Annotated in this window: 14 protein-coding genes, 1 rRNA gene and 5 pseudogenes; all 20 read right to left on the bottom strand. The window is 41.1% G+C overall.

Translation table 11 applies throughout. The features are described 5' to 3' along the window. Positions 1-75: ribosomal RNA gene (locus tag MFLO_RS10180) — 16S ribosomal RNA — on the bottom strand; the annotation flags it as partial. Positions 76-597: 522 nt separating this feature from the next. After that, positions 598-2,092 (bottom strand): annotated as a pseudogene (gene lysS / locus MFLO_RS10185) (lysine--tRNA ligase). Positions 2,093-2,219: 127 nt separating this feature from the next. Beyond that, positions 2,220-3,216: pseudogene (dusB, locus tag MFLO_RS10190) on the bottom strand (tRNA dihydrouridine synthase DusB). Positions 3,217-3,302: 86 nt separating this feature from the next. Next, complete coding sequence (gene folK, locus MFLO_RS10195) at positions 3,303-3,782, bottom strand: 2-amino-4-hydroxy-6-hydroxymethyldihydropteridine diphosphokinase (protein WP_036097860.1); 480 nt, start codon at positions 3,780-3,782, stop codon at positions 3,303-3,305. Beyond that, positions 3,779-4,149, bottom strand: a pseudogene (gene folB, locus MFLO_RS10200) (dihydroneopterin aldolase). Before folB ends, folK begins: the two are co-directional and overlap by 4 nt. 14 nt (positions 4,150-4,163) lie before the next feature. Next, positions 4,164-4,979 (bottom strand): dihydropteroate synthase, encoded by an 816-nt coding sequence (gene folP / locus MFLO_RS10205; RefSeq protein WP_338151519.1) that lies wholly within the window; start codon positions 4,977-4,979, stop codon positions 4,164-4,166. A 1,488-nt stretch (positions 4,980-6,467) separates the two neighbouring features. Then, a complete protein-coding gene (cysK, locus tag MFLO_RS10210) occupies positions 6,468-7,391 on the bottom strand; it encodes a cysteine synthase A (RefSeq protein WP_036097862.1) in 924 nt (307 codons plus the stop codon). A 149-nt stretch (positions 7,392-7,540) separates the two neighbouring features. Then, positions 7,541-8,425, bottom strand: coding sequence for an Hsp33 family molecular chaperone HslO (gene hslO / locus MFLO_RS10215; protein ID WP_036097863.1), 885 nt, complete (start codon positions 8,423-8,425; stop codon positions 7,541-7,543). A gap of 14 nt (positions 8,426-8,439) precedes the next feature. Then, positions 8,440-9,207: a type III pantothenate kinase gene (locus tag MFLO_RS10220; protein WP_036097864.1), complete on the bottom strand. Its 768-nt coding sequence runs from the start codon at positions 9,205-9,207 to the stop codon at positions 8,440-8,442. Positions 9,208-9,328: 121 nt separating this feature from the next. Beyond that, positions 9,329-11,428, bottom strand: coding sequence for an ATP-dependent zinc metalloprotease FtsH (gene ftsH, locus MFLO_RS10225; RefSeq protein ID WP_036097865.1), 2,100 nt, complete (start codon positions 11,426-11,428; stop codon positions 9,329-9,331). A gap of 319 nt (positions 11,429-11,747) precedes the next feature. Continuing rightward, entirely contained in the window at positions 11,748-12,287 is a 540-nt protein-coding gene (gene hpt / locus MFLO_RS16865) for a hypoxanthine phosphoribosyltransferase (RefSeq protein ID WP_338151520.1), read from the bottom strand. A gap of 114 nt (positions 12,288-12,401) precedes the next feature. After that, positions 12,402-12,509, bottom strand: a pseudogene (gene tilS, locus MFLO_RS17035) (tRNA lysidine(34) synthetase TilS); the annotation flags it as partial. Between the two features lie 59 nt (positions 12,510-12,568). Further along, positions 12,569-12,901: a TilS substrate-binding domain-containing protein gene (locus tag MFLO_RS16870; protein WP_077913214.1), complete on the bottom strand. Its 333-nt coding sequence runs from the start codon at positions 12,899-12,901 to the stop codon at positions 12,569-12,571. After that, entirely contained in the window at positions 12,846-13,475 is a 630-nt protein-coding gene (tilS, locus tag MFLO_RS16875; protein ID WP_051993603.1) for a tRNA lysidine(34) synthetase TilS, read from the bottom strand. The genes MFLO_RS16870 and tilS (MFLO_RS16875) overlap by 56 nt, the downstream gene beginning before the upstream one ends. Next, positions 13,444-13,689: a PP-loop family protein gene (locus MFLO_RS16880; RefSeq protein ID WP_051993604.1), complete on the bottom strand. Its 246-nt coding sequence runs from the start codon at positions 13,687-13,689 to the stop codon at positions 13,444-13,446. Before MFLO_RS16880 ends, tilS (MFLO_RS16875) begins: the two co-directional genes overlap by 32 nt. A 77-nt stretch (positions 13,690-13,766) precedes the next feature. After that, entirely contained in the window at positions 13,767-14,189 is a 423-nt protein-coding gene (locus tag MFLO_RS10240; protein ID WP_036097866.1) for a S1 domain-containing RNA-binding protein, read from the bottom strand. Positions 14,190-14,293: 104 nt separating this feature from the next. Continuing rightward, complete coding sequence (locus MFLO_RS10245) at positions 14,294-14,683, bottom strand: FtsB family cell division protein (protein WP_036097867.1); 390 nt, start codon at positions 14,681-14,683, stop codon at positions 14,294-14,296. 174 nt (positions 14,684-14,857) lie between these two features. Further along, complete coding sequence (locus MFLO_RS10250; protein WP_277619785.1) at positions 14,858-15,121, bottom strand: RNA-binding S4 domain-containing protein; 264 nt, start codon at positions 15,119-15,121, stop codon at positions 14,858-14,860. A 25-nt stretch (positions 15,122-15,146) separates the two neighbouring features. Continuing rightward, a complete protein-coding gene (locus MFLO_RS10255) occupies positions 15,147-16,739 on the bottom strand; it encodes a putative polysaccharide biosynthesis protein (protein ID WP_036097870.1) in 1,593 nt (530 codons plus the stop codon). Between the two features lie 49 nt (positions 16,740-16,788). Beyond that, a pseudogene (gene mfd, locus MFLO_RS10260) lies at positions 16,789-20,336 on the bottom strand (transcription-repair coupling factor). Positions 20,337-20,375: the final 39 nt, after the last annotated feature.

Consider the following 20,375-nt stretch of genomic DNA (forward strand, 5'->3'; position numbering starts at 1 on the left):
TTTGGTTCGTTCGACTTGCATGTATTAGGCACGCCGCCAGCGTTCGTCCTGAGCCAGGATCAAACTCTCGTTAAAATGAATTTGAATACTTATTCAACACCGTGAATAAGTTTCCTTAGCGTCTTACTTGACTTCGCTAGCAATTTCTTACTAGATTTGTTTTGGAAATCACTTTTGATTTCCTGCCCTACGAATTGATTGGTGAAACATACTGTCTCATCGCTTTTTCGTCTTCTTTTTGTTCAGTTTTCAAAGGTCAATTCTTTTCGTTGCTTTTTTACCAGCAACTCTTATACCTTACACCATCCAGCAATCAAAGTCAATAACTTTTCCAAAAAACTTTAATCATAATTTTCATTTTGATTATCAGATATTCGCTGGAACGTTTATTAATATACCATGTTTCCTAGGCCTTTGCAAGCGAATTTATAAAAAAGTTTTCATTCATACAAAATTGTTTGCGTGATAAAATCTATTCACTAAAACGCCATATATTAAAAAGCCTAAAAACTTCCTCAACACCTCTTTTTTAAAAGAAAAACCCAGCAAAAGGCGAATAAAAAATCGTCTTGAAGCTGGATTTTTAAGAATTTACTTTCAATCTCTATGTTTCATTGTCGGGAAAAGCAGCACATCACGAATGGATGGTGCATTAGTCAGCAACATGATCAATCGATCCATTCCAATTCCAAGCCCCCCCCGTCGGCGGCAAACCATGTTCTAATGCTGTCAAGAAATCTTCATCCATTTCATGGGCTTCATCATTCCCATGCTCTCTCTCCACAATTTGCGCTTCAAACCGTTCTCTTTGATCAATTGGATCATTCAGTTCAGAAAAAGCATTAGCGTGCTCACGACCAACAATAAACAATTCAAATCGATCAGTAAACCTGCCATCCTTTTCATTCTTTTTCGCAAGCGGTGAAATTTCTACGGGGTGACCATAAACAAAAGTAGGCTGAATCAACTTCTCTTCAACAAAGGTTTCAAAAAATTCATTTAAAATATGCCCATATGTCATATGCTCTGTAATTTCAACATGGTGTTCTTTCGCAAGTGCTTTCGCCTCTTCTGTAGTGACATTCCAAAAATCCACACCCGCATATTCTTTAACCGCATCAACCATATGAATTCTTTTCCATTTTGGAGCAAGCTCAACTTGGTAATCTCCGTATGTTACCGTCGTATCTCCAGTTACTTTTTCAGCCACATAAGATACGAGTCCTTCAACTAGATTCATAATATCTTCATAATCTTCAAATGCCGCATAAGATTCAAGCATTGTAAATTCTGGATTATGACGTGTTGAGATGCCTTCATTGCGGAAAACACGTCCAATTTCATAAACTTTGTCCATTCCTCCGACAATCAAGCGCTTTAGGTGAAGCTCAAGCGCAATACGTAAATAGAGATCCATATCAAGCGCATTATGATGCGTAATGAACGGTTTAGCAGCAGCTCCGCCGGCAACTGTATGCAAGACTGGCGTTTCCACTTCAAGATAGCCTTGTTCATCCAGGTAGTTACGTGTATATTTTAAAATCTGGCTACGCATGACGAATCGTTTTTGGCTTTCATCATTTGTGATTAAATCTAGGTAACGTTGGCGATAGCGCTGTTCAACGTCTTTCAAACCATGATACTTGTCGGGTAGCGGGCGAAGCGCTTTAGTCAGCATTTCGATAGCTGTTGCTTTGACGGATAGCTCACCTGCGTTGGTGCGGAAGACCGTGCCTTTGACGCCGATGATGTCGCCTAAGTCCGCTTGTTTGAAGATCGCATACTCTTCTTCGCCAACATTATCTTTGCGAATGTATATTTGAACTTGATGGAAACGGTCTTGGATATGTGTGAAACCCACTTTTCCTTTGACACGTTTTGTCATGATTCGTCCAGCAACGGATACTTCGATGTTCGCTTCTTCTAATTCTTCTTTTGTCTTCTCTTTATACTTCTCTTCTATTTCTTCCGGACTAATCGTTCGGATAAATTTCCCGCCAAAAGGGTCTACGCCTTCAGCTCGTAATGTATCCACTTTTTCACGGCGAACAATTAGCTGATCATTTAATTCTTCGTGATTTTCGTGACTCATGTCATGACACTCCTATTCTATTCATTATCTACAGATGCTACCATTATACGCTTAATCGGCTCCTTTTTTCTAGCCTAAACCGAAAAAAATTACCGCAAATTGGAATTTGCGGTAATTTTCATTCGCATTAAGATTGCTTAGCTAAACTTTTTTCTTCATATTGAGACACAAAGTCGCGTAAGATTTTTTCCATCTCTGCTTTTTCAGTTGCTTGATTGACAGCTACTTTTGCACGCGTACTTCCGCGCGCACCTTTTAAATAATAAGCTGCATGTTGACGGAACTCCCGAACAGCAATATTTTCTCCTTTAAGCGCGATTAAGCGGTCAAGGTGAAGCAAGGCTGTTTCGATTTTTTCACGCGGCTCCGGTTCCGGCAGAAGTTCACCAGTTTCAAGATACTTCACTGTGCGGTAAATCATCCACGGATTCCCTAGCGCTGCGCGCCCGATCATTACACCGTCTGCACCTGTTTCTTCAAGCATGCGCTTAGCATCTTCGGGCGTCTTGACATCTCCATTCCCAATAAACGGAATGTGGATAGCTTTTTTGACGTCGCGAAGCACATCCCAGTTTGCTTTCCCTTCATACATTTGCACACGAGTTCGGCCATGCATCGCCACGGCTGAAGCTCCGGCACTCTCAGCTGCTTGTGCATTTTCCACAGCAAAAACATGCTCATCATCCCAGCCGATCCGCATTTTTACAGTGACCGGTTTATCTACAGCCTCAACGACCGCTTTCACCATATCATGCACTTTGTTTGGATCAAGCAGCCACTTTGCACCTGCTTCACACTTGATAATCTTGTTTACTGGGCACCCCATGTTGATATCAATAATATCTGCGGTGGTATTTTCTGCCACAAATTTTGCCGCTTCGACAAGCGTTTCTTTCTCGCCGCCAAAAATCTGCAAGCTAAGTGGTTTTTCTTTTTTCGTCTATATAGAGCATATCGATCGTTTTCTTGTTGCGATACGCGATTCCTTTGTCACTGATCATTTCGCAGCAGACAAGCCCTGCCCCGAACTCTTTTACAGTCAGTCTGAATGCAGAATTTGAAATCCCAGCCATCGGTGCTACAACAACGCGGTTTTTAATTTCTACATCACCTATTTGAAACATTGACAAGCCCCTTCCTCTTTCAAAAGATTCCTTATTCTTTGCGCTAGTGATATGTTACCACAGATTCCGAGATTGGCAAGTACTTTTTAACCCTCGATTTTGAAATGTGTAAGTTTGACTTCTTGATCCTTGATTAAAGCTTCTTGCAGATAATTTTGCGCAACTGAATTTGCAATTTCTTGAAGGGGTAGCATCACAAAAGCGCGTTCTTTCATATAAGGATGCGGTATTTTCAATGTTTCCGTATTTATTTTCAAATCTTCATATAGCAAGATGTCGATATCAATCAAGCGAGGACCCCATTTAAACAGACGAACACGGCCAAGTTCAGCTTCGATACCGAGACAGGTTTCGAGTAGTTCGTTTGGAGATAACGAAGTTTTGATTTCAAGGGCAATGTTATAGAAAATATCTTGGTCTTCGTAGCCGACCGGGGCAGTTTCATAAACACCGGAAATTTTAGCAACATCAATTCCGTTCGCTTGACGAAGCTGTCTAACCGCCGCATTCAGGTTTTGAAGCTTATCCCCCACATTTGTCCCAAGTGAAAGGTATGCCGTTTTCACTTTGCCTCGCCCCGCTTTCGCTCAATTTCAACGGCTACAAAACGATAGTGCCCGGAAATCGGCGGATTTGGCTTCACTACTTTGACGGTGATGCTTTCAAGTAATGGATAATTCTCCAAAACTTCGGTTGCAATCGTTTCCGCAAGCGCTTCGATCAACTTATATTTTCTTTGTTCCGTAATTTCTTTTACAGTTTCATACACATCCGCGTAGCTAACTGTGTCCTCCACATTATCACTTAAACCGGCTTTTTTTGTCGATAAGTGCAGAATTAGCGAGATTTGAAAAATTTGACCGAGCTTATTTTCTTCCGGCAACACGCATGATAACCATAAAAACTGAGTTCTTCCATATATATTTTATCCATCTTGATCACCCTTTCTATTCTGTAAGCGGCAGCTTCCCAGTGATTGCATCTGTCATCTTTACCATCCGTGCAATTTCTTTCACATCATGCACTCGTGCAATCGAGCAACCTTTTGCAAGTCCATAAACTACTGTTGCGCCTGTTCCTTCTATTCTTTCATTGGCAGGCAGATCAAGCACCCATCCAATTGTCCCTTTACGGCTTGTTCCAAGTAGAACTTCATACCCAAGCGCTACAATTTCGTCAACTCGTCGCAATACTTCTAAGTTTTGCAGCTTTGTTTTAACAAACCCAAATCCCGGATCGAGAATAATATGTTGATCCGAAACTCCCGCTTCTTTGCATATAGCAACACTTTCCAGTAAGTCCGTTTTCACATCTTCCATAAAATCATCGTAATTACTATCTTTTCGATTATGCATAAGGCAAATCGGAATCTCATATTTTGCAGCTACTGTCGCCATATTCGGATCATATTTAGCGCCCCACTGATCATTCAGCATATCTGCCCCAGCAAGAACTGCTTTTTCCGCCACTTCGCTGCGCCACGTATCAATTGATATCCAAATTCCCGGCAAGGCTTCCCTAACCGCGCGAACAGCGGGCAGAACTCGTCTTTCCTCTTCTTCCTGAGAAACTTCTTTAAATCCCGGACGTGTTGAAATCCCACCAATATCAATAATTTCTGCTCCGTCCTCCGCCATTTGGACCGCTTGTGCAACGGCATTTTCTATCGTTATGTACTTTCCTCCATCCGAAAAAGAATCCGGGGTAATATTTAATATTCCCATCACCATGCTCGGATGATTCTTTAACCAGCTTTTTTTCATTTTGCTTCACCTCTCCCGTTATTATAGCAAACATCCGCCTGTTTGAACGCACAAAAAAACCGACACGGAAAAAGGGAGTAAACCGTGTCGGTCAAAAAAGGGAGTTTTAGGTTTCATTCTAAAAAGGGAGAAAGAATGAAAAAGTTTTGCTTGTTGTTAGCTTATACGTATATCTTAATTTATTAAGAAAAAAATCAACTGTTAAATTCATGAAAGTTTACTAAGAAAACGAAAACAGCTTTTTCATTTTCCTTTTCTAGGCAAATAAAAAACCGATATGGAAAAAGGGAGTAAACCACATCGGTCAAAAAGGGAGTTTTGGGTTTCATTCTAAAAGGAAGAAAGAATGAATTTAATTGTTAGTTGCTAGCTTATACCTATATATTAACCGCCAAAGAAAAATTTTTGCTGTATATTCTATGAAAGTTTGCTAAGAATTGGCGAGTAATTTTCTAATAGTTATTTTATGTAAAACAAAAACCGATGTGGAAAAAAGGGAGTAAAACCACATCGGCCAAAAAAAGGGTCAGGATTTTCATTCTAAAAGGGAGAAAGAATGAAAAGATTTGCTTGTTGTTAGCTTATGCTTATATATTAACTGTCAGAAAAAAAATTCCGCTGTCAGTTTCATGAAAGTTTGCTAAGAAAATGAAAACAGCTTTTTCATTTACCTTTTCTAGGCAAATAAAAAACCGATGTGGAAAAAGGGAGTAAACCACATCGGTCAAAAAGGGAGTTTTGGGTTCTTCATTCTAAAAGGGAGTAAAGAATGAAAAAGTTTTGCTTGTTGTTAGCTTATACTTACATATTAACCATTAGAAGAAAAATTCTGCTGTTATTTTCATGAGATTTCACTAAGAACTCGAATACAAGTTTCTTACTTTCTGGCGAGCTGACCGTTTCATCCCTTCCGTTCAAATATTCGAATCGCGTTCAGTTCCTTTGGAGTTGAAAACAAACAACTTCGACTGAATACTATCTCACAGGCATCTTAAAAAATCAAAATTGCTTTAAATTCCTATACTAAAGAAAACTATTCTTATTCAAAAAGATGCGCACGTTTTTATTGCTGAATATCAACAAATAAAAAACCAATGCGGAAAAAGGGAGTAAACCGCATTGGTCAAAAAAGGGAGTTTGGGATTTTCATTCTAAAGGGAGTAAGAATGAAAAAATTTTGCTTGTTGTTAGCTTATACGTATATATTAACCATTCTAAGAAAAAATCTGCTGTTAATTTCATGAAAGTTTGCTAAGAAAACACAAACCTCCCCTTCATTTTTGCCATTTCAAGGCATACAAAAACCAATGTGGAGAAAAGGGAGTAAACCACATTGGTCAAAAGGGAGTTTGGGATTTTCATTCTAAAAGGGAAAGAATGAAAAATTTTGCTTGTTGTTAGCTTATAGTTATATCATACAGTCAAAAAAAGTGTTCTCGCTGTGGAATTCATTAAAATTCACTAAGAAAACCATTTATTTCTTCTTACTTAGTCAAAATTATACAGCGCAGTGCTCAAATAACGTTCACCGTTACTTGCCACAATTGCCAGTACTTTCTTGCCTTCGCCAAGCTCTTTCGCTAAGTCCAGTGCGGCTTTAATCGTTGCTCCAGAAGAAATCCCAACTAATATTCCTTCTTTTCTCGCAACTTCACGTGCTGTTTCAAGTGCATCTTCACTTGAAACTTTAAGTACTTCATCATAAACTTTCGTATCTAATGTATCTGGAACAAAACCGGCACCGATTCCTTGAATTTTATGAGGGGATGGCACTCCGCCGCTAAGAACTGGAGATTCTTCTGGCTCAAGCGCATAAACTTTTACATTTGGATAATTTTTCTTCAGTACATGTCCAACTCCTGTGACAGTTCCTCCGGTTCCAACTCCAGCAATAAAAGCATCTAATCCGTCTTTCCCAAAAGCTTCTACAATTTCCGGCCCCGTTGTCTTCTCATGGACTTCTGGATTTGCCGGATTATGGAATTGTTGTGGAATAAAGTAGCCATGCTCTTTTGCTAGCTCATCTGCCTTGGCAATTGCACCCTTCATACCGTCAGCACCTGGTGTTAAAACTAATTCAGCACCATAAGCTTGCAGCAGCTTGCGTCTTTCTAAACTCATTGTATCTGGCATAACAAAAATGGCTTTATAGCCTTTTGCAGCAGCAATCATCGCAAGGCCAATTCCTGTATTACCACTTGTCGGCTCAAGAATGGTATCCCCCGGTTTGATGATTCCTTCTTTTTCCGCTGATTCAATCATCGCATTCGCAATTCGATCTTTCACACTGCCGCCTGGATTTTGAAATTCAAGTTTTACATAAACATCCGCACTTCCAGCTTCAGTCATTTGATTCAATTTCACGATTGGTGTATTTCCAATTAAATCTGTAATCGAGTTTACAATTTTCATTCATATCGCTCCTCATACTTTTGTTATACGTTTACTTTATCCAATTCCGACCATTTTTGTCAATTTTAATGCTTTTCAACTAAAAACAGCGGTTGCCAGAAAAAAGATCCACTTCATTTTCCGACAACCGCCGTTTCAGTTTTGCAAATTTATTTAGCTTCTTCGTAAATTTCTTCTAGTTCTGCCTCCGAGAATTCATAGTGCTTCCGGCAGAAATGACATTCAGTATCCGCACCGTGTTCTTCCGTAATCATCGAACGAATTTCTTCTTTTCCAAGTGCTTGGATAGCATTTTTAAAACGTTCTTTTGAACAAGTACATTCAAATTTAACTGGAAGCTTCTCTAAGATATGAAAATCCCCGGATTCTCCAGCCAAGCGAGCAATAATGTCTTCAGGCGTCTCCCCATTATCAATCATGTGTGATACGGGCGGACACTTTTCAAGAATGGCTTCAATTTGTGTAATCGCCTCTTCGTCCGCCCCCGGAAGAAGCTGGATCATAAATCCGCCTGCTGCGCGAATAGTCGTATCCGGATTTACGAGCACGCCAACTCCGACAGATGAAAGCACTTGTTCCGAGTTCGCAAGATAATAGGTGAAGTCTTCACCAAGTTCTCCTGATACAAGCGGAACTTGACCGGTGAATTTCTCTCCAAAGCCAAGATCTTTTTGAACGGATAGCGTACCTTCCGTTCCAACTCCGCGCCGAACATCAAGCTTATGGGCATCATTCAATTCTGCAAAATTCACATGCGGATTGGTTACATAACCACGAATTGTACCTTTTGTATCTCCATCTGCTAGAATCGTTCCAATCGGACCATTTCCTTCAACTTTAGATGTGATTTTTTGATCTTCTTTTTGCATCGCACCTAAAAATAGTGTTGCCGTCATTGTACGTCCTAAGGCAGCAGAGGCTACCGGCCACGTATCATGGCGTTGCTGCGCCTCACTCACTGTATCTGTTGTTCTTGCCGCATAGATGCGCACATAACCATTATAAGCCAAAGCTTTTACTAGATAATCACTCATTTAGTTCTATCTCCTCAAATTTTATTTCGTTTATAGAGCAGGTTTAAGCCCTTTAATGTTAAAAACGGATCTACTATATCGACTAAATTGGATTTCTCGGTAATAAAACGAGCAAGTCCACCTGTTGCTACAACCGTTGGATTCGAATCCGTCTCGGCTTTCATTTGCTTGATAATTCCCTCACATTGTCCAATAAACCCATAATAAATCCCAGCTTGCATTGAGCTGACGGTAGATTTTCCGACAACGTACTCCGGCTCAGCCAAATCAACACGAGGAAGTTTCGCCGCCCTCGTATAGAGCGCTTCTGCCGAAATCATAATTCCCGGCGCTATAGCTCCGCCTCGATACATTCCACTTTCATCAATGTAGCAAAATGTAGTAGCAGTTCCAAAATCCACAACAATCACTGGTTTACCGTACTCTTTTATTGCAGCAACTGCATTCACAATACGGTCAGCACCAATTTCGCGTGGATTATCTACCTTTAGATTCAACCCTGTTTTAATGCCTGGTCCAACGATTAACGGTTCGATCTCGAAATAGCGGTGGCACATTGTTGTGATTGCGTGCATGACAGGAGGAACAACTGAACAAATGACAGCCGCTTCAACTTCTTTGGCATTTAACTCAGCTTGAGCAAAAAAGCTTAAAACAAGCATTCCAAGTTCATCAGCGGTTCTTGCTTTATCTGTAGCCATCCGAAAAGTTCGAAGTAAAGTATCATCTTCATATACTCCAAGTGTACAGTTTGTATTTCCTACATCAATCACTAAAATCATCAGTCAGTCCCACCTTCTCCGCAGATCATAACGTATAATAACATCAGTCGCGCAATCTGTCGATTAATCTGTTTTTAAAAAAGACTAAGCCGAATCACTCGGCCTAGTCTTTCATTTTATTTCATTCGTTATCTTTTTTATCTTCTTGCTTAGGCGCTTCCTCTTTCACTTCGCTTTCAGCAGGTTTTTCATCACTTTCAAATTTCCGAGTAGCTTCTTCGCGATCTACTTCGTCTTCCGCTTTGGCTTCTTCTTTTTCCTCAGCAAAAGATTTTGGTTCAACGTCTTCAAAAGCTTTTGTATCTTTCTCAGAAGGATACTCATCAGCGACTACTTGATCGATGTCTGGAGGCATTACGCCGTCATCAAACAACGAACGAATTTGACGTGCATCAAGTGTTTCCACTTCAAGCAAGGTTTCAGCAATTAACTTGTGCTGTTCTTGATGTTCTAAAATGATATTTTTAGCACGATCATAGCAGAAACGGATAATACTTTGAACTTCGGTATCAATTTCATATGCAATTTTATCTGAGAAGTCTTGACCATTACCAAAGTCGCGTCCCATAAATACTTGCCCGTTTCCAGATGAGAACTGAAGCGGTCCGATCTTATCGCTCATCCCCCACTCAGTTACCATGCGACGTGCAATCTCTGTTGCACGTTCAAAGTCATTACTTGCTCCTGTTGTCACTTCGCCAAATGTAACCTCTTCGGCCACACGACCTCCAAGAAGACCTGTAATGCGGTCAAGAAGCTCAGGTTTCGACATAAGGAATCTGTCTTCTTTAGGAAGCATTACAGCATAACCGCCAGCTTGTCCACGTGGAACGATCGTTACTTTGTGAACTGTTTCAGCTTCATCAAGAACCATACCGACAATAGTATGTCCACTTTCGTGATAAGCTACGATACGACGCTCTTTCTTCGAGATTACACGATTTTTCTTCGCAGGTCCGGCAATAACTCTGTCGGTTGCTTCATCAATATCGCTCATATCAATTTGTTTTTTATCTGCACGAGCTGCAACAAGCGCCGCTTCGTTTAATAAGTTTTCAAGATCTGCACCGGAAAATCCAGGCGTTCTTTGTGCTATCGCTTTTAAATCCACACTCTTCGCAAGCGGTTTGTTTCTCGCATGAACACGAAGAACTGCTTCACGCCCTTTAACATCTGGACGGTCTACCATAATTTGACGGTCAAAACGTCCTGGACGAAGAAGAGCTGGATCAAGTACATCCGCACGGTTAGTCGCTGCAATGATAATAATGCCTTCATTGCCGCTGAAACCATCCATTTCAACTAAGAGCTGGTTAAGCGTTTGTTCACGTTCATCGTGACCGCCGCCCATTCCTGCTCCACGTTGACGACCTACAGCATCAATTTCATCGATAAAGATAATACACGGCGCATTTTTCTTCGCATTTTCAAACAAATCACGAACACGGCTTGCACCGACACCGACGAACATTTCAACAAAGTCAGAACCACTGATTGAGAAGAACGGAACACCCGCTTCGCCTGCTACTGCACGCGCTAAGAGTGTTTTACCTGTTCCTGGAGGTCCGACAAGCAGTACACCTTTCGGAATACGCGCGCCTAAATCCGAGAACTTGCGCGGATCTTTAAGAAATTCTACGACTTCCACCAACTCTTGTTTTTCTTCATCCGCGCCGGCAACATCCGTAAAGCGAACTTTTTTCTTGTCGTCGTTGTAAAGTTTTGCCTTGCTCTTACCAAAGCTCATTACTTTTCCGCCGCCACCACCTTGGGATTGGCTCATCAAGAAGAAGAATAGAATGATGATGATCAGGAATGGAATAATGGATGAGAAGAATGTTACCCAACCGCTGTTTTGCTTAGCAGGTGTCACATCCATCTTTGCATTATTCTCATTTGACGCTGTTTGAATTTCTTTTAACAGCGAATCACTGCTTAGTGCGTATGTTGTAAAGGCTGTATCACTTTTACTTTGCCCAAGACCTTTTGAATCATCGCTCTTGGAACTGCTTGAGGATTTAAATTCCCCTTCAATTGTATAGACACTTCGATCAGGTTGAATCGTAAATGATTTTACGTCCCCGTCTTGTAATTTTGTCATAAACTCATTGTAGCTGATATCTTTCGCAGCTTCTTTATTGGTGTTAAAGGAAGCAACAATCCCGATGATCACGAGAAAAATTATGACATAAAATATCGCATTTCTAAAAAATCTGTTCATTCCTTACCTCCTCCCACGCAAGAGCTTGGATTGATCGTTTCAAAATTTTCTTAAAGGAACAGCATATTGCATTACTTTATTCCCTAGATTTTCCGAAAAACACATCCTAAGTTGAAGTTCTCTTACGAAGATTCATTTATTAGTAATTTTTACACTTAAAAATAGGGTTTGCCAGTTAAAAAACTAAGACTAATCATAGCATAACGAGCAGCCCTTGCCTAATAATTTGCCCGTTTTCCAGGCAATTTTATTTCAAAAATTGAAGTATTTTTTTCTTCTTTATATTTTACCGAAAAAAATCGGAGATGTGAACTAGAAATTACTCAGCATAGATTTCTGGTTTTAACACGCCAATATAAGGAAGATTCCGGTATTTCTCAGCGAAATCAAGGCCATATCCGACTACAAATTCGTTAGGAACAACGAAGCCGACGTAATCTGCATCAATTTCGACATTGCGACCTTCTGGTTTATCCAGCAGTGTCACAAGCTTTACAGATTTGGCTTTGCGGTATTTGATCATTTCAACCAAATAGCTAAGTGTCCGACCACTATCAATGATGTCTTCAACAATTAGCACATCTCGGCCTTCGACAGAAGTATTTAAATCCTTAATAATTTTCACTTCTCCAGAGGAAACCATCCCGCCTCCGTAGCTTGAAACATCCATGAAGTCCATTTCAAGATACGTGTCCACTCGTTTCATCAAGTCGGTCATAAATGGTGTGGCACCTTTTAACACGCCCACTACAAGCGGGTTACGCCCTTCATATTCTGTCGTTAGTTCTGCACCAAGTTCACGAATTTTCTCTTGAATTTCTTCTTCACTGAACAGCACTTTTTGAATATCATCATGCATACTCATTTTTCCTCCTAAATTTTTGCGATATCGAATTATATATTGTTTCTTTTCGCGACTCGGTTTTGTGTCTTGATTCGATTTTTTCACTCCCGGAATCCATAAAATCTGCCCTGTAAAATCTGTGACTACTGGAAGGCTATCCCGCAAGTATCGCGGCACTTTTTCACTAATGAAAATGTCTTTCAGTTTCTTTGTTCCACCGCTTCCTTTGAGCTTCATTCTATCGCCAGGAAGCCGCGTTCTCACGATAAGCGGCAATGTCACTTGATCGGCATCTACTATAATTCCGTTAAGCCAGATGTTTGCACAGCTGAACTTTTTTGCCTCATTTTGAGTTCGGAACCATCAAGCAGTGCAATTCGATCTCCTGGTTCCAATTGATGATAGAACTCTTGCACTTTCATTTCTTTTGGAAAATGAGCTTCAAGATCATCATAAACTCGGCGAACAAGTAAACCTTTCGGTAAATTCAGCTGCGCCGATGGATTGTCACGCTGAACAATTGTTAAAATTTCTGCCACATGTTTTGCTGAAATTTCCTTGATTGTCTCGCCCTTATACAGGTATTTTAATAGTAAATGAATTAAGCGCCGTTGTAAAGGAAAGGCCAAATTTTTTTATCCCTGTTACGCTTAATTTGGCATGATTTTCACTTACTTCGCCAAGCTCCGTAAATTTCTGCTGTGCGAGTTCGGCAAGAAAGTCCATATCGGACTGATTTTCGCTTGAAAAGCGGGAAAAATGTTCATATAAGCGAGGATTTTCTTTTCTCAAAAGCGGAATAATATTTTCGCGGAAACGATTTCTTGTGTAGAGCGGGCTACGATTTGTCTCGTCCACACAATACGGTAGGTTATGTTCATGTGCGTATGCTAAAATGTCCGTTTTGCTTTCTTCTAAAAAAGGACGAATCAGCTGACCGAAACGCATTTCCCGTACTGGTCTCATGCCAGAGAAGCCACTCCCAGTACTGCCGCGAACTAGGCGCATCAATATTGTTTCGATTTGATCATCTGCATGATGTCCGACAACCACTTTATCGAGTGCTTCTGCTTGCAGAATCTCTTCAAAAAATTGATAGCGGAGCTTTCTTGCTGCTTCTTCTAAGCTAAGATGCTCTTTTTCTTGTAGTGCCTTTACATCGACTGTCTTTTCAAAAAAAAGGCAATTTATAGTTAGCTGCAAACTCTGCTACAAGCTGTTTTTCCGCCTCGCTTTCCGTGCGTAGCGAATGGTTTACATGTGCTACACTGATATTTCCTTTGTGAAATTGTAGCAAAAAATGCAGTAACGCCAAAGAATCCGGTCCCCCAGAAACCGCTACAAGCAATTTCTCATTTGGCCGGATTAAATCATATTTGACTATGTATTTTTGGACGCGCCTTGAAAATTCATCCATTCTAAAAATACCTTTCCTTTAGAAAATAAGGATGGGGAAATGAAGACCCATCCTTACTCAAACTTTATGCTTACGAATTAACCGCGTCTTGCACCGCGGCCTCCGCGTTTCGATTCAGTTTGGCGCTTAATTGTTGAAAGTCTTTCATCACTGTCCTTCAAGAATTTAGCCATTATGTCTTCAAAACCTTCTGGCTGTTTTGCTTGAGCCGCCGGTTTTTTATTGAAGCGCGGTTTTTTTTCATAACTTCGTTCTGGACGCGGACGATCCACCGCCTTACGAATAGAAAGACCAATCTTGCCGTCATCCCCAACATTCATTACTTTAACTGTAACTTCATCCCCGACAGTTAAAATATCGTTAATATCTTTGACATAGTTGTCTGCAACTTCACTAATGTGGACTAAACCTGTTTTACCGCCTTCCAGCTCAACAAATGCCCCAAAATTAGTAATCCCTGTAACCTTCCCTTGTAACTTGTTGCCCACTTCAATCGACATAAAAAAAAAGCTTCCTCCTTAAAAATTCACTCTATACAGCTTAATTATAACGGTAAAAATAAAGGTGTCAATCACTCAAACTCGTGAAAATCAACAAATTTCATTTAGATGTTGACTTTTTTTTTCTCCAGATCAGTCGGTGTATTAAATATGATTTCTCCCTCTTTCGATAAATAATACTCGCTTCTGGCTAACTTTGCTATGTATTCATCATCGTGCAGCTTACTAATTTGTGCTTTGAGCTGCCTCTCTTCCGTTTTTGCATCTGCTAACTTTTGCTCTACTTTTACCTTCTCAGCTTGCTTATTTTTCAACAGCAAAGCTTGCTTGGTGTAAGTAATAAAAACGGCTGCAAAAGCAATTACCAGTACAGCAAGGAGTACAGCCAGTCTTCTGGCCAGGGCAACGCGATGACGACTCCTCACTTTGTGAAGGTTTTCTCTATCTTTGATATAACGATTCTGCATACGCGTGACCGTCTTCTCATTTTTCATCCATCGCACCTCCTCTACGTTTAGCAAAAAATTTCTGACAGGTCAAAAAGGTTTCTTGTTATGATGATATCAATAATTTCACAATTTGTCCATTGGCAACCAACAAATCCCGACACTTTTTATCAGTCTTTTAAAATAGAAAAAACGGCCTAAACTTCTTAAGGCCGTTCATCATTAGTCTTGATCATTTCGTACTTCACTTACAATTTTATACATTTCAGTTGCGGTTTCTTTACGTGCATTTTCCTCAAGTCGCTCAATTGTTGCTGTTACAGTTTTTGGTCCAAATCTGATAACAAGCTCATCACCGACTTTTACATTTGTCCCCGGTTTTGCTACGGTTCCATTGACCATAATTCGACCTTTTTCTGCTACTTCTTTTGCTACCGTACGGCGTTTAATCAACCGAGATACTTTTAAAAATTTATCTAAACGCATAAGTTGAGCCATTTTCATTCCACCTTTATTGTTTTTTGACTAGTTTGCGACTAAGCGCGTATAGTTTCGTTCCAAATGGTAAATAAATAAAATCATGTGATTCAAGCAGTTTATAGCGTAACGTGAAAACAAGAAAAACCATACCACCTAAGAGACTTGAAATTAATGCTTGGAAGGCGCTGCCGGTTCTTGAAGTTAGCGGGAGAAACGCTTCCCAGAGGACCGGGATGACTGTCATGAAAAGAAGAGCCAAGGCGAGCTTCAGCAAAATAGATCGGTTAACAAACGGAACTGGAAGATTCTGTTTTAGTGCGTAATAAGAAATGATGAGGACTACGAGAAGTCCAATAATCGTCGAGATAGATGATCCGAGTGTTGCTAAACTTGGAACGAGCCAAGCGTTTGCTACAATTTTGGCGACAAGTCCAGCGATGACTGCTACAGCCGGAACTGCAATCTTGCCGAATCCTTGGAGGATACTGCTCATCATGATGATTAGCGAGCTTAAAAAGACTGCTGGCATGAACATTTGGAGAACAAAAGTCCCATCACTCGTTTCAAACAGCATTTGGTTAAGCGGACGCATGATTGCAATTAATCCGACGGTTTCTGCACCGGATAATATCAAAGTGATCTTCATCGCAAGTAAGACTGAACGCTCAAGCTGTCTTTGTTCTCCCCGAACGCGTGCAGCGGTTACCATCGGAACAAGTGCTAACGCAAGTCCTGAGGAAAGGACAAGCCCAAGTTGCAAAATCGGTTGTCCTCTGTCGTATACCCCTTTGAGCGATTTTGCAATCAAATCTGGGATACCGCCTTCTGCCATTAAGCGATAAACTTGAAAGGAATCTGCTAGTTGGAACAAGATCAGCATAGCACTGACGGTACATATGGCCAAGCTTTGTCTTAAAAACTCGCGGCCGATTCCACGCTTTTCGGTTCTGTTCGGTGAGACGGCCCAGATTTTCAAACTGCCTTTTGAAAGTCTTTTTTTATAAAAAGTCTGCAGTAAAAATATGGCTGCAAGTCCGCCAAACACTGCACCACTCATTGCATAGCTCCCTGCTTCAACCAAGCTTCGTCCGCTATGAATCGCGATCCATGCGCCGAGTAAAATCACGCCGACGCGAATCACCTGTTCGACAGTTTGGGACACGGCTGTCGGTGTCATGTCGTCTTGTCCTTGGAAATAGCCTCGAAAGAAAGCGAGGCGAGGTGTGAGTAGAAAGACAAAGCTGACAACGCGGATGGGGTCACTCAGTTCCACATCTCCCATCAAGACAGCAAAAAAGTCTGCACCGAAGAACAGTATCACGAAGATGGTAATTCCAAGCACTTTTAGGGTACGATTGACTGATTGCAAAATGATTTGCTGAGCGCGTAAATCGCCTTCTTTTTCCGCCATCATTTTTGAAATCACGACTGGAAAACCGCCAAGCGCGAGCGTCATCGCAATACCGTAAATCGGATATACTTGTTGAAAAATATAGAAGCCAACGTCACCAACCATATTTTGGAACGGAACACGATAAACAGCACTTAAAATTTTTGAGATGAGCGACGCAATCGTCAGTAAAAGTGCACCGCGCATTAAATTTTTAATGGAGCGTTCTGACATACCTTGCCGCCTTTCTGCTTTTAAGCCGAGTTTTGCGGTAAAACTTTTTCTAAGCTTTTCCTGCCGGATCTTCTTCTTTTAAAGCGCTCTTTAAATTTTTAGTCAGTGTTTTGACGTTGAACAGCCATTCTTGGAGCGATTTATTTTGAATATTCATTGTCAGTTTTAAGGCGGTACCATCCATTCCAACACCGACGGAACGCCCAAATTCAGCGATAACTTCCATCACAAGATCCCCGCGAATCCGTTTTGTACCTTCTTCAGAAAATAAAATTGTAATCTTTTTAGCTTCTTCTTTAATTTGTTCGATTCCAACTGCCAGAGCATGAATCCGTAGTTCGGTCGCACTAAAGAGATACTCCACTTCTTCTGGATATTCACCGAAGCGGTCTATCATATCGCTTTGCAAGCTTTCAAGTTCTTCTTCGGTTGTCACATTACGGAAGCGTTTGTACATCTCGATTTTTTGACGGCTATCTGTGATGTAGTACTCGGGAATGTAAGCATCAATTTGGATATCAATCTCAACCGGCAGTACTTCTTCTTGCTTCTCTTCTTTCGGACGGCGAGCTTCGATTGCATCTTTAAGCATTTGCGAATAGAGATCAAAACCGACAGAATCAATGAAACCGTGTTGCTGTGCTCCAAGAATATTTCCAGCTCCGCGGATCGATAAATCACGCATGGCAACTTTAAATCCTGATCCAAGTTCGGTAAATTCTTTGATCGCTTGGAGGCGTTTTTCTGCTTCTTCACGTAAAATCTTATCTTTTTGGTACATGAAATAAGCGTAAGCAATCCGGTTCCAGCGTCCTACACGTCCTCGCAGCTGATAAAGCTGAGATAATCCCATGTGATCGGCATTTTGAACGAACAATGTATTAACGTTTGGAATATCTACTCCGGTTTCGATGATCGTCGTCGTGACGAGTACGTCGTATTCTCCTTCAAGGAAACTCAAAATGACGGACTCGAGCTCAGATTCTGACATTTGACCGTGCGCAACGGCAACGCGCGCATCAGGAACAAGCGCGCTGATTTCATCTGCTTTTTTAAGAATGGTTTCAACGCGATTATAGAGATAGTATACTTGTCCGTCACGAGCCAGTTCACGTTCAATCGCCTCACGAATTAATACGTTGTTTTGCTCGGTTACGTAGGTTTGTACTGGGAAACGGTTAGCCGGCGGTGTTTCAATGACCGACAAGTCGCGTACGCCGAGCATCGACATATGCAAAGTTCGCGGAATCGGAGTAGCTGTCAAGGTAAGTACATCTATTTTTGAACGAATTTGTTTGATTTTCTCTTTATGGGTAACACCAAATCGCTGTTCTTCATCGACAACTAAAAAACCAAGATCACGATATTTTACGTCTTTTGAAAGCAGACGGTGGGTACCGACTACGATATCAACGGTTCCATTCGCCAATCCTTTTATGGTTTCGTTTTGCTCTTTACGCGTTCTAAAGCGACTGAGTAGTCCAATGTTAACAGGGAAGCCTTGGAAACGCTCTTTCATTGTTTCGTAATGCTGTTGTGCCAAAATGGTTGTTGGAACAAGAAAGGCAACTTGTTTGCCGTCCATCATTGCTTTAAATGCAGCCCGGAGCGCCACTTCTGTTTTCCCATAACCAACATCTCCGACTAGAAGGCGATCCATCGGCCTGATTCGTTCCATATCTTTTTTGATTTCTTTAATGGAACGGGCTTGATCTTCTGTTTCTTGATAAGGAAATGAGTCTTCAAATTCGCGCTGCATATCACTGTCAGGGCTGAAAGCAAAACCTTGTTCTGCTTCGCGCTCTGCATATAACTTAATCAAATCGTCTGCAATGTCTTGAACGGAAGCTTTGACTTTTGTTTTGACACGTTTCCATTCGCTACCACCCAGTTTATTAAGTTTCGGAGCTTTCCCTTCGGCACCAACGTACTTTTGCACAAGATCAAGCTGCTCAACTGGAATGAATAGTTTATCTTCGCCTTGATAGACAAGTAGCAGATAATCTTTATGGACACCGCTTATTTCTAAGGTTTCCATACCTACGTAGCGCGCAATTCCATGATTGATATGGACAACGTAATCGCCAACCTTTAGTTCTGAATAACTTTGAATTCGTTCTGCATTCGATAACTTCTGGCGTTTTTTTGGTTTTTTTTCGCGCGCTTATTGAACAACTCGGTTTCACTGATGATGGCCACTTTTGAAAGTGGAAGTTCAAAGCCATTTTGGAAACTACCGATCACGAATTGAATGACACCGAATTTCGGTACGTCTTCTTCACGCTTTAGGATGACGCTTTCCATATCGTAATCGGAAAGTGTTTGTTGCATTTTTTCGGCGCGTTCAATTGATGGCGCTAAAATCACGACTGCGTAATTATTTTTATTCCAACTTTTGGTTTCAGTTTGGAGGACTGACATTTGTCCGTGAAATTGCTGCATTTGCTTGTAAACAAAATTGGTTGTTTTTGATACGCGCAAACTTCCTTGTGTTTTTTGAAACAGCGTTAGATAGATTTTAGGCGCACGACTTTCTTCTATTAAATTGCGAAAATGATGACCTAGTTCGACGTCGCGGACGGTTTCAAGCCGGCTCAAGGTTTCAGTTTGCCATTCAGCTTCTTCACGTTCTAATCGTTCATCGGTTTCTTGTATGCGGGCAAATTCGTCTAGCACGAGCATGGCGTTTTTTGACGCATAATCTAGAAGAGACGCCGGGTCAGGATACGCGAGGCCAATGTATTTGAAAAACAAATCTGGTTTGATTCCGGAGCGAAGCAGTTCAAGGTCAACTTCGATGTTATCCACGAGCGCTTCTTTATCTTCTTGGTTCTTCATATTTTTCAAGGTACCCGCAAGTCCTTTTTCAAGTCGTTTGACGATATCTGGGAAATAAGCCTGCTCAAGCAAGATTTCTGTGGCAGGCAAAATTTGAAATTCTTCGATTTTATTTTGCGACCGCTGGGTTTCAACGTCAAAATAGCGCAACGAATCAATTTCGGTATCAAATAATTCGATTCGAATCGGATATTCTTCTGTGATCGGGTAAACGTCAATGATGCCGCCCCGCACACTGAATTCTCCAGGGGTATTTACCATACCGCTCATTGTATAGCCCATTGTTACTAGGTTCGCTTTTAACTCTTCAGGGTCAATTTCTTCACCTTGAACAAGCTTCACGTTGTATTTTTCCCAGAGTGAAACTGGTGGTAACAGTTTGCGGAAGCCGGATACGGGCACAACGACAATCCCAGGCTGTTTTGAAAGCAGGAATTCGAGTGCTTCAACGCGCTGACCTCGCAGTTCAGGGCTTGAGACACTTAACTCGGATGAAATGAGTTCATCAGCCGGATATAGAAACAACCGGTCGCTATCCATCAGTGACAAAAGGTCATCGTATAGTTTTTGCGCATGGTATAGATTATGTGTGACAAGTAAGATCGGACGCTTTGTTGCGCCTTCAATTACGCTCGCAAAAAGCGCTCGCGCCGAGCCGGAAAGACCCGTGACCAGCTGGGATTCATTTTTATTATCAACCGCTTTGACGATATCGCGGATTTCTTTTTGTTCATAGATCAGCTGTTTCAAGCCTTTCAATACAATCCTCTCCTTTGTCCAAAAACTGCTTTCATTATC

Source organism: Listeria floridensis FSL S10-1187 (assembly GCF_000525875.1).
Lineage (GTDB): Bacteria > Bacillota > Bacilli > Lactobacillales > Listeriaceae > Listeria > Listeria floridensis.

Coding starts and splice junctions, on each gene's coding strand:
- hslO (WP_036097863.1), bottom strand. CDS start 8,425: ATGAGTGATTATCTAGTAAAAGCTTTGGCTTATAATGGTTATGTGCGC.
- cysK (WP_036097862.1), bottom strand. CDS start 7,391: ATGAAAATTGTAAACTCGATTACAGATTTAATTGGAAATACACCAATC.
- MFLO_RS10255 (WP_036097870.1), bottom strand. CDS start 16,739: ATGTCAGAACGCTCCATTAAAAATTTAATGCGCGGTGCACTTTTACTG.
- MFLO_RS10250 (WP_277619785.1), bottom strand. CDS start 15,121: ATGCGTTTAGATAAATTTTTAAAAGTATCTCGGTTGATTAAACGCCGT.
- ftsH (WP_036097865.1), bottom strand. CDS start 11,428: ATGAACAGATTTTTTAGAAATGCGATATTTTATGTCATAATTTTTCTC.
- folP (WP_338151519.1), bottom strand. CDS start 4,979: ATGAAAAAAAGCTGGTTAAAGAATCATCCGAGCATGGTGATGGGAATA.
- hpt (WP_338151520.1), bottom strand. CDS start 12,287: ATGCATGATGATATTCAAAAAGTGCTGTTCAGTGAAGAAGAAATTCAA.
- MFLO_RS10240 (WP_036097866.1), bottom strand. CDS start 14,189: ATGTCGATTGAAGTGGGCAACAAGTTACAAGGGAAGGTTACAGGGATT.
- MFLO_RS16880 (WP_051993604.1), bottom strand. CDS start 13,689: ATGGATGAATTTTCAAGGCGCGTCCAAAAATACATAGTCAAATATGAT.
- MFLO_RS10220 (WP_036097864.1), bottom strand. CDS start 9,207: ATGATTTTAGTGATTGATGTAGGAAATACAAACTGTACACTTGGAGTA.
- MFLO_RS10245 (WP_036097867.1), bottom strand. CDS start 14,683: ATGAAAAATGAGAAGACGGTCACGCGTATGCAGAATCGTTATATCAAA.